Source organism: Streptomyces sp. NPDC021100 (assembly GCF_044333095.1).
GTDB lineage: Bacteria > Actinomycetota > Actinomycetes > Streptomycetales > Streptomycetaceae > Streptomyces.
In genome coordinates this window covers 320,884-333,325 of sequence record NZ_JBIRQH010000003.1, presented here as the reverse complement: position 1 = coordinate 333,325, position 12,442 = coordinate 320,884, and the positions used below count along the sequence as shown (strand labels likewise).

General features: G+C 70.7%; 12 protein-coding genes. 6 read left to right on the top strand and 6 right to left on the bottom strand.

Annotated elements, in window-relative coordinates; translation table 11 throughout:
- Window positions 1-40: 40 nt before the first annotated feature.
- Window positions 41-1,156: an FAD-dependent oxidoreductase gene (locus tag ACH4PU_RS08170; RefSeq protein ID WP_398267779.1), complete on the top strand. Its 1,116-nt coding sequence runs from the start codon at window positions 41-43 to the stop codon at window positions 1,154-1,156.
- Window positions 1,157-1,418: 262 nt separating this feature from the next.
- A complete protein-coding gene (locus ACH4PU_RS08165) occupies window positions 1,419-2,432 on the top strand; it encodes an NADPH:quinone reductase (RefSeq protein ID WP_037664631.1) in 1,014 nt (337 codons plus the stop codon).
- Window positions 2,433-2,676: 244 nt separating this feature from the next.
- On the opposite strand, the gene dnaB is transcribed toward ACH4PU_RS08165, so the two are convergent.
- Entirely contained in the window at window positions 2,677-4,182 is a 1,506-nt protein-coding gene (gene dnaB, locus ACH4PU_RS08160) for a replicative DNA helicase (protein ID WP_398267775.1), read from the bottom strand.
- 504 nt (window positions 4,183-4,686) lie between these two features.
- Here dnaB and ACH4PU_RS08155 point away from each other — a divergent pair.
- Window positions 4,687-6,027: an MATE family efflux transporter gene (locus tag ACH4PU_RS08155; RefSeq protein WP_398267772.1), complete on the top strand. Its 1,341-nt coding sequence runs from the start codon at window positions 4,687-4,689 to the stop codon at window positions 6,025-6,027.
- A 93-nt stretch (window positions 6,028-6,120) separates the two neighbouring features.
- On the opposite strand, the gene rplI is transcribed toward ACH4PU_RS08155, so the two are convergent.
- The 4 genes from rplI to rpsF form a co-directional block, all read right to left on the bottom strand.
- Window positions 6,121-6,567, bottom strand: a complete 447-nt coding sequence (gene rplI, locus ACH4PU_RS08150; protein WP_398267769.1) for a 50S ribosomal protein L9 — start codon at window positions 6,565-6,567, stop codon at window positions 6,121-6,123.
- Between the two features lie 18 nt (window positions 6,568-6,585).
- Entirely contained in the window at window positions 6,586-6,822 is a 237-nt protein-coding gene (gene rpsR / locus ACH4PU_RS08145; protein ID WP_004950692.1) for a 30S ribosomal protein S18, read from the bottom strand.
- Between the two features lie 101 nt (window positions 6,823-6,923).
- Entirely contained in the window at window positions 6,924-7,508 is a 585-nt protein-coding gene (locus ACH4PU_RS08140) for a single-stranded DNA-binding protein (RefSeq protein WP_398267766.1), read from the bottom strand.
- A gap of 81 nt (window positions 7,509-7,589) precedes the next feature.
- Window positions 7,590-7,880, bottom strand: coding sequence for a 30S ribosomal protein S6 (gene rpsF / locus ACH4PU_RS08135; RefSeq protein ID WP_030366820.1), 291 nt, complete (start codon window positions 7,878-7,880; stop codon window positions 7,590-7,592).
- Window positions 7,881-8,183: 303 nt separating this feature from the next.
- Here rpsF and ACH4PU_RS08130 point away from each other — a divergent pair, with 303 nt between their 5' ends.
- The 3 genes from ACH4PU_RS08130 to ACH4PU_RS08120 all read left to right on the top strand — a co-directional run bounded on the left by ACH4PU_RS08130 (window position 8,184) and on the right by ACH4PU_RS08120 (window position 10,819).
- The gene (locus ACH4PU_RS08130) at window positions 8,184-8,522 is read left to right on the top strand and encodes a hypothetical protein (RefSeq protein WP_051072700.1); all 339 of its coding nucleotides are present in this window, start codon (window positions 8,184-8,186) and stop codon (window positions 8,520-8,522) included.
- 101 nt (window positions 8,523-8,623) lie between these two features.
- On the top strand, window positions 8,624-9,742 hold the full coding sequence (locus tag ACH4PU_RS08125; RefSeq protein ID WP_398267761.1) for a lipid II:glycine glycyltransferase FemX: 1,119 nt from the start codon (window positions 8,624-8,626) through the stop codon (window positions 9,740-9,742).
- A 45-nt stretch (window positions 9,743-9,787) separates the two neighbouring features.
- Window positions 9,788-10,819, top strand: a complete 1,032-nt coding sequence (locus ACH4PU_RS08120; RefSeq protein WP_398267758.1) for an alanine racemase — start codon at window positions 9,788-9,790, stop codon at window positions 10,817-10,819.
- 47 nt (window positions 10,820-10,866) lie between these two features.
- Here ACH4PU_RS08120 and ACH4PU_RS08115 read toward each other — a convergent pair whose 3' ends face one another.
- Entirely contained in the window at window positions 10,867-12,357 is a 1,491-nt protein-coding gene (locus ACH4PU_RS08115; RefSeq protein WP_398267755.1) for a glycosyltransferase family 87 protein, read from the bottom strand.
- Window positions 12,358-12,442 lie beyond the last annotated feature (85 nt).

Below are 12,442 nucleotides of genomic sequence, written 5' to 3'. Positions count from 1 at the left end.
GCACGGCCCGGTGAGCCGCCCCCTGCCCCCAAGGAGCCCCATGCGCACTCCCGTCACGATCATCGGCGCCGGCCTCGGCGGCCTCGTCCTGGCCCGCGTCCTGTACCTCCACGGCATCCCGGCCACGGTCCACGAGGCGGAACCCTCCCCCACGGCGCGCCCGCAGGGCGGGATGCTCGACATCCACGACCACAGCGGCCGACTCGCCCTGGAAGCGGCCGAGTTGACGGACGCGTTCCGCGCTCTCGTCCTGCCCGGCCGGCAAGCGATACGCCTCCTCGACCGGAACGGCACCATCCTGTTCGAGAAGGGCGACGACGGCACGGGCGGAAGCCCCGAGGTACAACGCGGCGAGCTGCGACGGCTCCTGCTCGACGCGCTCCCCTCCGGCACCGTCCGCTGGGGCCGTAAGGCCACCGCCGTCCGCGCCCTGTCCGGGGGCCGTCACGAGGTGGCCTTCGCCGACGGCACCACCACCGTCGCGAGCCTCCTGGTGGGAGCGGACGGCGCCTGGTCACGCGTCCGTCCGCTGCTCTCGGAGGCCGTGCCGGAATACGTCGGCCGGTCCGTCGTCGAGACCTGCCTGCACGACGCCGACACCCGTCATCCGGCCACCGCCAAGGCGGTCGGCGGCGGGACGCTCGTCGCGCTCGACCCCGACCGGGACGGGAGGTGGCTGGTGGCCCACCGGGAGAAAGGCGGGACCCTCCGCGCGTACGTCACCGCGCCCGGCCCGCGGAACCGATTCGCCCCCGCCGCACCCGCCACAGTCATCGCGCGCCTCGCGAAGGAGTACGCCGGCTGGGCCCCGGAACTCACCGCCCTGATCACCGCCGGCGACACCGCCCCGGTCCTGCGCCCCCTGTACGACCTGCCGGCCGGGCACCGCTGGGACCGGGTGCCGGGCGTGACCCTGCTGGGCGACGCCGCCCACCTCTCCGTCCCCAACGGGGAAGGCGCCAACCTGGCCATGCTCGACGGCGCCGAACTCGGCAAGGCCCTCGCCGCACACCCCGACGACGCCGAGACCGCCCTCACCGCGTACGAGCGGACCCTGTTCCCCCGCGGCACCGAGGCCGCCGCCGTGTCCGCCCGCAACCCCAGCCCCCAGGAGCTGATCGTTTTCTTCACCCGGGACGGGCAGCCCGGCGGGTGAGGCCCCACCGGCGCCTGTAGGTTCTCAGCTTCACTGTCAGGTGACGACGCTGTGACCTGGGGTTCTGCTCTTTGTCTCAGACGGTGTCGCTTGGCTGCTGTCTCAGGCGCGTGTCATTTCCTCAGGCTGAGGCTCGATCAGCGGAGATTGCCGACCTCTCGGAATACCCCACTCTTGTGAGGGGGTTCAGGAGGGGTGCCCCGTGCAGGGGCGCCGGGAGCAGTCAACTGCGTCCCAGGGGGCGAGCGAAGGACAGTGAGAGATGAAGTCCGTTCTGCGGACAGCTGCCGGTGACCCTGAGGTTCTGCAGCTCGTCGAGCGTCCGGTTCCCGAACCCGGCCCCGGCGAGGTACGAGTCCGGGTGCACGTCTCGGGCCTCAACCCGACCGACTGGCGCAGCCGCCGACGCGCGCTGCCGCCGGGCATGACCGAGCAGGTGCCCCACCAGGACGGTGCCGGGGTGATCGACGCCGTCGGTCCGCAGGTGGATCCGGCGCGGATCGGGCAGCGGGTGTGGATCTGGGAGGCCGCGTGGGAGCGGCCCTGGGGAACGGCACAGCAGTACACGCTCGTCCCCGACCGGCACGCCGTCCAGCTGCCCGACCACGCCCCCTTCGAACTCGGCGCCGCCCTGGGCATCCCAGCCCTGACTGCCCACCGCGCGCTGACCGTTCACGACGGTGGACCGGGGCGTATCGCACCCGGCACTCTGCGGGGCGCGACCGTGCTGGTGGCAGGCGGCGCCGGCGCGGTCGGTAACGCCGCCATCCAGCTCGCCCGCTGGGCCGGGGCGCGGGTGGCCACCACGGTCAGCAGCCCCGCCAAGGCCACGCTGGCGCGTGCAGCCGGCGCCCACCGGGTGGTCGACTACCGCACGCAGGACGCGGTCGCGGAGATCCTGGCCTTCGCCCCGGAGGGGGTCGACATCGTCGTGGAGGTCGCACCGGGTGCCAACGCCGCTCTCGACATCGCAGTGGCCGCGCCGGGGGCTGTGGTGGCCTACTACTCGGGCGGCGAGGACGAACAACTGTCCATCCCCGTGCTCTCCTCGCTGCCGGCGAACCTGCGCTGGCAGAGCGTCTTCGTCTACACCGTGCCGCCTGCGGCGAAGCAACAGGCGCTCACCGACGTCGCCGCGGCCGTTGACGCGAGCGCGCTGCGCGTGGGTGAGGAGGCCGGACTGCCGTTGCACCGCTTCGCGTTGAAGCACGCCGCTGACGCCCATACCGCGCTCGAGCAGGGCGTCGTCGGGAAGGTCCTGCTCGACATCCCGTGACCGTCCGCGGCCAACCGCGGACGTCTTCGAAAGTGTCCGCTATGGGGCAGCAGGCGGGAGCGACGCCTCTGCTACGGATTTGCAAGGCCGGTTCGCCCCCGGCGGCACACCGCCGGGGGCACGCCTTCACTCAAACGAACGATGGTCGCGACCAGTGGGTCTCATCTCAGTGTCGGATCCGGCTCAGATCCGACATCGTCCGTGAGATTCCGACACGAAATTTGAGACCCTACAGCGCCGCCCGTCAGGTCTGCGCCATGTCCACGAACCGCGAGTAGTGGCCCTGGAAGGCCACGGTGATCGTCGCCGTGGGGCCGTTTCGGTGCTTGCCGACGATGATGTCGGCCTCGCCCGCGCGCGGGGACTCCTTCTCGTAGGCGTCCTCGCGGTGCAGCAGGATGACCATGTCGGCGTCCTGCTCGATGGAGCCGGACTCACGGAGGTCGGAGACCATCGGCTTCTTGTCGGTGCGCTGCTCGGGGCCACGGTTCAGCTGGGACAGGGCGATCACCGGGAGCTCCAGCTCCTTGGCGAGGAGCTTGAGGTTTCGGGACATGTCCGAGACCTCCTGCTGGCGGCTCTCGGCCCGCCGGGAACCGCCGGACTGCATCAGCTGGAGGTAGTCGATGATGACCAGCTTGAGGTCCTGACGCTGCTTCAGGCGGCGGCACTTGGCCCGGATCTCCATCATCGACAGGTTCGGCGAGTCGTCGATGAACAGCGGGGCCTGGGAGACGTCCGGCATCCGGCGGGCGAGCCGCGTCCAGTCCTCGTCCGTCATGGCGCCGGAGCGCATGTGGTGCAGCGCCACCCGTGCCTCGGCGGACAGCAGGCGCATCGCGATCTCGTTGCGCCCCATTTCGAGCGAGAAGATCACGCTCGGCATGTTGTGCTTGATGGAGCAGGCCCGGGCGAAGTCCAGCGCCAGGGTCGACTTGCCCATCGCGGGACGGGCCGCGATGACGATCATCTGGCCGGGGTGGAGGCCGTTGGTCAGCGCGTCGAGGTCGGTGAAGCCGGTGGGGACGCCGGACATCTGGCCGCTGCGCGAGCCGATCGCCTCGATCTCGTCGAGCGCGCCCTCCATGATGTCGCCCAGCGGCAGGTAGTCCTCGCTGGTCCGCTGCTCGGTGACCGCGTAGATCTCGGCCTGCGCACTGTTGACGATGTCGTCCACGTCACCGTCGGCCGCATAACCCATCTGGGTGATGCGGGTGCCCGCCTCGACCAGCCGCCGCAGGACCGCCCGTTCATGGACGATCTCGGCGTAGTACTCGGCGTTGGCGGCGGTGGGGACCGTCTGGACCAGGGTGTGCAGATAGGCCGCGCCGCCGACGCGGGCGATCTCGCCGCGCTTGGTGAGCTCGGCGGCCACGGTGATCGGGTCGGCCGGCTCGCCCTTCGCGTAGAGGTCGAGGATGGCCTGGTAGACGGTCTCGTGGGCGGGCCGGTAGAAGTCGTGGCCCTTGAGGACCTCGACGACGTCGGCGATGGCGTCCTTGGACAGCAGCATGCCGCCCAGCACCGACTGCTCGGCGTCCAGGTCCTGCGGCGGGACGCGCTCGAAACCGCTTCCTTGGGACCCCTGAGAGCCCCGGTCGCTCTGCGAGCCCTGCCAGTCGCCGCCCTCGTCCCCGTCGCGCCGCTCGCCACGGCCCTTGCCGTCGGTCCTGCGGGAGCGGGGGAACGGCAGCCGGTCGCCCGGCCCCTCATCGCCCCACGGGCCGTCCATGGGCTCGTGGACGCTCACCCCGCCACCTCCTCCCGTCCGCGGCGCGGACCTCGCCGTGCACCTCTTTCTTACGGCACGGCACCGACAAACAGGACGCCCGACTCCGGTTCCGGCACATCGGGTTCGACGCGGTTTCCGACGCTCCGCGCGGTGCCGGACGGGGTGGTCCGGAGGCGCGGGACGGGACGGGAACGGACGGCGGGCGCCGGTCCACGGTAGGGCCGCGGGCACCGTCAGCCAATCTGGTTATCCACAGGAGGTGTGGATGACGGCCCCCATCCTGTGGAGAACCCCCCCGATCCTGTGCACGAGCCGGGGGAAACCGCTGTGGACAACCCCACACCGGATCCAACCGAACGCCTCTGACCTGCGCTTTTCCCATCCACCGGCTGTTGAGGAGAAAAAGTTCTCCCGCCGGGGCCGGATCGCGACAAACGGCGCAGAGAAGATCACACCCCGACGCTCAAGGTAACAGACAATTACTAGTTGCACTCATTACCTGTGGAAGATTGAATGGAACGCATGAGCGACGCCCTCGCGCGCGAACCGCGCCCCGCCCGGCGACACGACCGCGAGATACTCGCCCTGGCCGTGCCCGCCTTCGGCGCACTCGTCGCAGAACCCCTGTTCCTCATGGCCGACACCGCCATCGTGGGCCACCTGGGCACCGACCGCCTCGCCGGCCTCGCCATCGCCGCCCCGCTCCTCACCACCGCCGTCGGCGTCTGCGTCTTCCTCGCCTACGCCACCACCGCGGCCGTCTCCCGCCGGGTCGGCGCCGGCGACCTCCCGGGCGCCATCCGGCAAGGCATGGACGGCATCTGGCTCGCCCTGCTGCTCGGCACCGTCATCGCCCTCGCCGTCCTCCCCGGCGCCCCCGCCCTCGTCGACGCCTTCGGCGCCTCCGCGGACGCCGCCCCGCACGCCGTCACCTACCTGCGCGTCAGCGCCCTGGGCGTTCCTGCCATGCTCGCCGTCCTCGCCGCCACCGGCGTCCTGCGCGGCCTGCAGAACACCCGCACCCCGCTGTACGTGGCCGTCGCCGGCTTCGCCGCCAACGCCGTACTCAACCTCGCCTTCGTCTACGGAGCGGGCTGGGGCATCGCCGGCTCGGCCTGGGGCACCGTCGTCGCCCAGAACGGCATGGCCGGCGCCTACCTCGTCGTCGTGGTCCGGGGCGCCCGGCGGCACGGCGCCTCGCTGCGCCCGGACGCCGCCGGCATCCGCGCCTGCGCCCGGGCCGGCGTCCCGCTGCTCGTCCGCACCCTGGCCCTGCGCGCCGTCATGCTGATCGCCACGGCGGTCGCGGCCCGGCTGGGCGACCGGCAGGTGGCCGCCCACCAGATCGTGCTCTCCCTGTGGAACCTGCTGGCCTTCGCCCTCGACGCCATCGCCATCGCCGGCCAGTCGATCATCGGGCGGTACCTGGGCGCGGGCGACACCGACGGCGCCCGGGCCGCCTGCCGGCGGATGGTCCAGTGGGGGATCGGCACGGGCGTCGTCCTCGGGATCCTGGTGGTGGCCTCCCGGCCGCTGTTCACCCCGCTGTTCACCGCCGACCCGGACGTACGGCGGACCCTGCTGCCCGCCCTCCTGGTGGCCGCCCTCAGCCAGCCGGTCGCCGGGGTCGTCTTCGTCCTGGACGGGGTGCTGATGGGCGCCGGGGACGGACCGTACCTCGCCCGGGCGATGCTGGTGGTACTCGCGGTCTTCGCACCCGTCGCTCTGCTCGTCCCGCCGCTGGGCGGCGGCCTCACGGCCCTGTGGTGGGCGATGGCTCTGATGATGGCGGTACGGATGGGCACGCTGTGGCTGCGTGTCCGCTCCGGCCGCTGGCTCGTCACCGGAGCGGTACGGGCCTGAGACGCACAGGGCGTCCTCCCGAACGCCGGAAGGGCCGCACCCCGAGGGGTACGGCCCTTCCTCACGCCACCCCGCGAGGGAGCGGCGTTCCGCTTACGCGGCGACGACCTCGACGCCGAGCTTGGCGACGACGTCGGCGTGCAGACGCACGGACACCTGGTGGGCACCCAGGGTCTTGATGGGCGAGCCCACCTCGACACGGCGCTTGTCGACCTCGGGACCACCGGAAGCCTTGATCGCGGCAGCGATGTCGGCGGGGGTCACGGAGCCGAACAGGCGGCCGGCCTCGCCGGCGCGGGTGGCCAGGCGGACCTTGACACCCTCCAGCTGACCCTTGACCTCGTTGGCCTGCTCGATCGTGGCGATCTCGCGGATCTTGCGGGCGCGGCGGATCTGCGCCACGTCCTTCTCGCCGCCCTTGGTCCAGCGGATCGCGAAACCGCGCGGGACCAGGTAGTTGCGGGCGTAGCCGTCCTTGACGTCGACGACGTCACCGGCGGTGCCGAGGCCGGAGACCTCGTGGGTGAGGATGATCTTCATTTTTCGGTCACCCTTCCCTTATCGCGCGGACGAGGTGTAGGGCAGCAGCGCCATCTCACGGCTGTTCTTCACGGCCGTGGCGACGTCACGCTGGTGCTGGGTGCAGTTGCCGGTCACGCGGCGGGCACGGATCTTGCCGCGGTCGGAAATGAACTTCCGCAGCATGTTCGTGTCCTTGTAGTCCACGTAAGCGGTCTTGTCCTTGCAGAAAGCGCAGACCTTCTTCTTGGGCTTGCGCGGAGGCGGCTTAGCCATTGTCTCTCTCCAGTGTGATCAAGAAGTTTTTGCTGTCGCCCACGGACCGCCACGGAGGACGGCCCGGGCCCCGGAGGGCCTGGCTCCAGACCCCGAAGGGCCTAGAAGGGCGGTTCGTCGGAGTAGCCGCCGCCGGAGTTGCCGGAGCCGCCGCCCCAGCCACCTCCGCCGCCGCCCTGCTGGCCGCCGGACGGAGCGCCGGTCGCCCAGGGGTCGTCGGCGGGAGCCCCGCCGCCCTGCGGACCGCTGGGACCGGAGCCCCAGCCGCCGCCACCCTGGCCGCCGCCGTTGCCGCCGCCGTAGCCACCCTGGCCACCACGACCCGTGGTCTTGGTGACCTTCGCCGTCGCGTTCTTCAGGCTGGCGCCGACCTCTTCGACGTCGAGCTCGTAGACCGTGCGCTTGACGCCCTCGCGGTCCTCGTAGGACCGCTGCTTCAGCCGGCCCTGCACGATGACGCGCATGCCTCGCTGGAGCGACTCGGCGACGTTCTCCGCCGCCTGCCGCCACACCGAGCACGTCAGGAAGAGGCTCTCGCCGTCCTTCCATTCGTTGGTCTGGCGGTCGAAGGTGCGGGGAGTGGACGCGACGCGGAACTTCGCGACCGCCGCACCGGACGGGGTGAAGCGCAGCTCGGGGTCGTCGACGAGATTGCCGACGACCGTGATGACGGTCTCGCCTGCCATGGATGAACCTCTCGGCGGGTGTGCTGCTGGCTGCTTGCTACTCGTTGCGATACAGCCCGATTACCTCTGAACCGAAGGGGTTCAGTGGGTCTCGGGACGGAGGACCTTGGTCCGGAGGACCGACTCGTTCAGGTTCATCTGGCGGTCGAGCTCCTTGACGACCGCAGGCGTGGCCTGCAGGTCGATGACCGAGTAGATGCCCTCGGGCTTCTTCTTGATCTCGTAAGCGAGACGACGACGGCCCCAGGTGTCGACCTTCTCGACCTTTCCGTTGCCCTCACGGACGACGGAGAGGAAGTTCTCGATCAGGGGAGAGACAGCGCGCTCCTCCAGATCGGGGTCGAGGATGACCATCACCTCGTAGTGACGCATGTGGAACCCACCTCCTTTGGACTCAGCGGCCACGGTCGATCCGTGGCAGGAGGGTCGTGATGCGTGAACAACGGTATCGGCTGACACTGACACCGAGGCCGATGCCAACCGCACGGACGATCAGCGGGAAGTCCCTGGGTCGCCCCCGGGACGGAAGCCGGGTCCGGGCAGATACCGATGCAGACCGTCCAGAGTACCCGCACCACGGCGTCCGGTTGAAATCCGGCCGCCCGCCCCTTCACTCTGGACGCACCGGGTGTGACCGGCGCTACACCGCGCCGCCTGCCTTCAGGAGGTAGACCCATGACACAGGCAGTCCGCCGGACTCCCACATCGAGGAACCCCCGCTCGTTCATCAACACGGTGCTCAACAGCGACGGAAAGCCGCATCCACGCGAGAACACCCTGGTCGCGGCGACGGTCGTGCTGGGCCTGCTGGCCATCGTCTCCTCCGCCTGGTCCAACCTCCACCTGCTCAGCTCCTGGAGCGGCCTGGTGGGGATCCTCACCGGGGCGTGGGGCCAGTTCATCTCCGCCACCACGGGCGAGCGCTTCCTGCTGATCATCGGCCTGGGCGCGTCCGCCATCGGCTTCTTCCTGGGCATGGCCCACGGCGGCCTCTTCGGAGGTGTGATCGGATAGCGGACCGTACGCCCAAACGGGGCGCTCCCCGGTCGCAGTAGGCTTCGGCGCGAGAGCCGGAGCCCCGACCCTGGGGACACACCTGCCGAGGAGCGCCCCGCATGAGCCTGACCCTGAGGACCATCAGCCGACAGCAGCATCTGGCATATATCCAGAGCCTGCGCGCTGCCAGTCACATGCAGGTGCCGGCCTGGGCGGATGTCAAGGCCGAGTGGCGCTCGGAGAGCCTGGGCTGGTTCGACAAGACCGGCCAGATGGTCGGCGCGGGCCTGGTGCTCTACCGCCAGCTCCCGAAGATCAAGCGCTACCTGGCCTACCTGCCCGAGGGCCCGGTGATCAACTGGTACGCCCCGAACCTCGAGGACTGGCTCCAGCCGATGCTGGCCCACCTCAAGAAGCAGGGCGCGTTCTCGGTGAAGATGGGCCCGCCCGTCGTCATCCGCCGCTGGGACGCCAACGCGATCAAGGCCGGCATCGCCGACCCGGACGCCAAGCGCCTGCGCGACGTCGAGCCCACGTTCATCGAGCCGCGCGCCTTCGAGGTCTCCGACAAGCTGCGCCGCATGGGCTGGCAGCAGGGCGAGGACGGCGGGGCCGGCTTCGGCGACGTCCAGCCGCGCTACGTCTTCCAGGTGCCGCTGGAGAACCGCTCGCTGGAGGACGTTCACAAGGGCTTCAACCAGCTGTGGCGCCGCAACATCAAGAAGGCCGAGAAGGCCGGCGTCGAGGTCGTCCAGGGCGGCTACGAGGACCTGGCCACCTGGCAGCACCTCTACGAGATCACCGCGGAGCGCGACAAGTTCCGCCCGCGCCCGCTGAGTTACTTCCAGCGCATGTGGACCGCCCTCAACACCGAGGACCCCAACCGCATGCGGCTCTACTTCGCTATCCACGAGGGCGAGGCCGTCGCCGCGGCGACGATGCTGATCGTCGGCGGGCACGTCTGGTACTCCTACGGCGCCTCCGCCAACCACAAGCGCGAGGTCCGGCCGTCCAACGCCATGCAGTGGCGGATGCTGCGCGACGCCTACGCGCTCGGCGCCAGCGTCTACGACCTCCGCGGCATCGGCGACTCGCTGGACGAGAGCGACCACCTCTTCGGCCTCATCCAGTTCAAGGTCGGCACGGGCGGACAGGCGGCCGAGTACCTCGGCGAGTGGGACTTCCCGCTCAACAAGCTGCTGCACAAGGCCCTCGACATCTACATGTCGCGCCGCTGATCCGACAGCTCCATCCACACTCAGGGAAAGGTTCCGGGACCGGCCATGGCGCTCACGCTCTACGTCGACACCCAGCGCTGGCGGGCACACCAGCAGTCCGTCCTCCAGCAGTTCCCGGGCATCGTCCCGGTCTGCAAGGGCAACGGCTACGGCTTCGGCCACGAACGCCTCGCCGAGGAGGTCATCCGCTTCGGCGCGGACACCCTCGCCGTCGGCACCACCTACGAAGCGGCCCGTGCCAAGGACCTGTTCGGCGGTGACCTGCTGGTGCTCACCCCCTTCCGGCTCGGCGAGGAGCCGGTGCCGCTGCCCGACCGGGCGATCCGCTCGGTCTCCTCGGTCGAGGGGGTGCGCGGCCTGGTCGGCGCGCGCGTCGTCATCGAGGTCATGAGCAGCATGAAGCGGCACGGCATCAGCGAGGAGGACCTGCCCAAGCTGCACGCCGCCATCGAGGACGTGCGCCTGGAGGGCTTCGCGATACACCTGCCCCTGGACCGCGCCGACGGCACCACCGGCGTCGACGAGGTCTCGGCGTGGATGGAGCGGCTGCGCGCCGCCCACCTGCCGCTGCACACCATGTTCGTCAGCCACCTGAAGTCCGACGACCTGGCCCGGCTCCAGCAGATGTACCCGCAGACCCGCTTCCGGGCCCGGATCGGCACCCGGCTGTGGCTGGGCGACCACGACGCCACCCAGTACCGCGGCGCGGTCCTGGACGTCACGCCCGTCGCCAAGGGCGACCGCTTCGGCTACCGCCAGCAGAAGACGGCCGGCGACGGCTACCTGGTCGTCGTGGCCGGCGGCACCTCGCACGGCGTCGGCCTGGAGGCGCCCAAGGCGCTGCACGGCATGATGCCGCGTGCCAAGGGCGTCGCCCGCGCGGGCCTGGCCACCATGAACCGCAACCTGTCGCCCTTCGTCTGGGCGGGCAAGCAGCGCTGGTTCGCCGAGCCCCCGCACATGCAGGTGTCGATCCTCTTCGTGCCCAACGACGCCCCCGCGCCGCAGGTCGGCGACGAACTGGTGGCCCACCTGCGGCACACCACCACCCAGTTCGACCGGATACTCGATCACTGAGCCCCCCCCCGGTTGATCTCCCCGTGTGACCGGCCCCGGAGCGGTGGCTAGACAGTGCCGCCGCTCCCGGAGCCCCATTGGACCCGCAAGGTCTCCGGACGCTCGTCCTGCCACTCCCGCGGACGCGTCCGGCCCAGGACGCGTATGTCCGGCGCCCGGTCGAGCGGACCGCCGGACGGGTCGTCCGAGCCGTCCCGCCGGATCACGTCCCGGTCGGGCCTGAGGACGTCGCGCACGACCAGCGCGCACAGGTACAGCGTCCCCAGCAGGTGCAGCACCAGCGCGAGTTGGTAGCCGTCCTGCGGCAGCCCCTGGTGCTTGTCGCCGTCGCCCGTGTACGCCAGGTGGAACCAGATGCCGAGGAAGTAGAGCACCTCGCACGTCTGCCAGACCAGGAAGTCCCGCCACCGCGGCCGGGCCAGGACCGCCAGCGGGATCAGCCACAGCACGTACTGCGGCGAGTAGACCTTGTTGGCGACGACGAACAGCGCGATCTCCAGGAAGACCAGCTGGGCGAGGCGGGGGCGGCGCGGCGCGTAGAGGCACAGCGCGCCGATCGCCAGCGAACCGAGAACCATCAGCACCATGGCGTAGGTGTTGACGTCGTCCATCGGGTCCCCCGTGCGCTGGGAGACGAGCAGCCACAACGACCCGTAGTCGACCGGCCGGTCATGGCTGAAGGTGTAGAACTTCGCCCAGCCGGCCCGGATCGGCGCCATCGGCCCGTCGACGACCAGCATCAGCGGCACGTTCACCACCAGCCAGGCGACGACCGCCGACGAGAGCACGGCCCGGAACTCCCGCCACCGCCCCGCCCGCCAGCACAGCAGGAGCAGCGGCCACAGCAGCAGCACCGGATACAGCTTGGCCGCCGCCGCCAGCCCGATGAACGCCCCCGCCGTACCGGTGCGCCCCCGCGACCAGGCGAGCAGCGCCACCGAGGTCAGGGCGACCGCGAGCAGGTCCCAGTTGATGGTGGCGGTCAGCGCGAAGGCCGGCGCGAGGGCCACCAGCAGCCCGTCCCAGGGCCGCCGCCGGTGCGTCCGGGCCACGCAGAAGGCGATCACCACGGCGCAGACCAGCAACATCCCGGAGTTCACGAACCAGTAGAGCTGGGCCCGGTGCTGAGCGCCGCCGCCCGGCGTCAGCAGCGCGGCGACCTCCATGAAGGCCCCGGTCAGGACCGGGTACTCCAGGTAGTCCATGTCGCCCATGGAGCGCGGGATCTCGTCCAGGTACGGGATCAGCCCCTGGTCGAAGCCGCGGCCCGTGAACAGGTGCGGGATGTCGGAGTAACAGGCGTGGGTGTACTGGGTGGTGGCGCCGAAGAACCAGCCGTGGTCGTAGCAGGGGACCTTCTGCACCATGCCGAGCGCGAACATGCCGATCATCACCAGCACGACCACCCGCACCGGCGTCCGCCAGCCGCCGGGCAGCGCTCGCCGCCCGGCCGGCCCGCCGATCAGCTCGCTGCCGGCCGCGGCGACCTCGTCCTCCTGGGTGGGCCGCACCATCCGGTCGTCCCGCACGCTCCTCATGCGCCCATCCTGCCGTACGTCCCCCGGGCCCGCTGGAGGCTGTGGACAACCTGGGGGCAAGCCCCCGCCTGTGGAAAACCTCGGG

Excerpts from the sequence above, each read along its gene's own strand:
- ACH4PU_RS08115 (WP_398267755.1), bottom strand. The coding sequence starts at position 12,357 with ATGAGGAGCGTGCGGGACGACCGGATGGTGCGGCCCACCCAGGAGGAC.
- rplI (WP_398267769.1), bottom strand. The coding sequence starts at position 6,567 with ATGAAGATCATCCTCACCCACGAGGTCTCCGGCCTCGGCACCGCCGGT.
- ACH4PU_RS08140 (WP_398267766.1), bottom strand. The coding sequence starts at position 7,508 with ATGGCAGGCGAGACCGTCATCACGGTCGTCGGCAATCTCGTCGACGAC.
- ACH4PU_RS08130 (WP_051072700.1), top strand. The coding sequence starts at position 8,184 with ATGACACAGGCAGTCCGCCGGACTCCCACATCGAGGAACCCCCGCTCG.
- ACH4PU_RS08120 (WP_398267758.1), top strand. The coding sequence starts at position 9,788 with ATGGCGCTCACGCTCTACGTCGACACCCAGCGCTGGCGGGCACACCAG.
- ACH4PU_RS08155 (WP_398267772.1), top strand. The coding sequence starts at position 4,687 with ATGAGCGACGCCCTCGCGCGCGAACCGCGCCCCGCCCGGCGACACGAC.
- rpsF (WP_030366820.1), bottom strand. The coding sequence starts at position 7,880 with ATGCGTCACTACGAGGTGATGGTCATCCTCGACCCCGATCTGGAGGAG.
- ACH4PU_RS08170 (WP_398267779.1), top strand. The coding sequence starts at position 41 with ATGCGCACTCCCGTCACGATCATCGGCGCCGGCCTCGGCGGCCTCGTC.
- ACH4PU_RS08165 (WP_037664631.1), top strand. The coding sequence starts at position 1,419 with ATGAAGTCCGTTCTGCGGACAGCTGCCGGTGACCCTGAGGTTCTGCAG.
- ACH4PU_RS08125 (WP_398267761.1), top strand. The coding sequence starts at position 8,624 with ATGAGCCTGACCCTGAGGACCATCAGCCGACAGCAGCATCTGGCATAT.
- rpsR (WP_004950692.1), bottom strand. The coding sequence starts at position 6,822 with ATGGCTAAGCCGCCTCCGCGCAAGCCCAAGAAGAAGGTCTGCGCTTTC.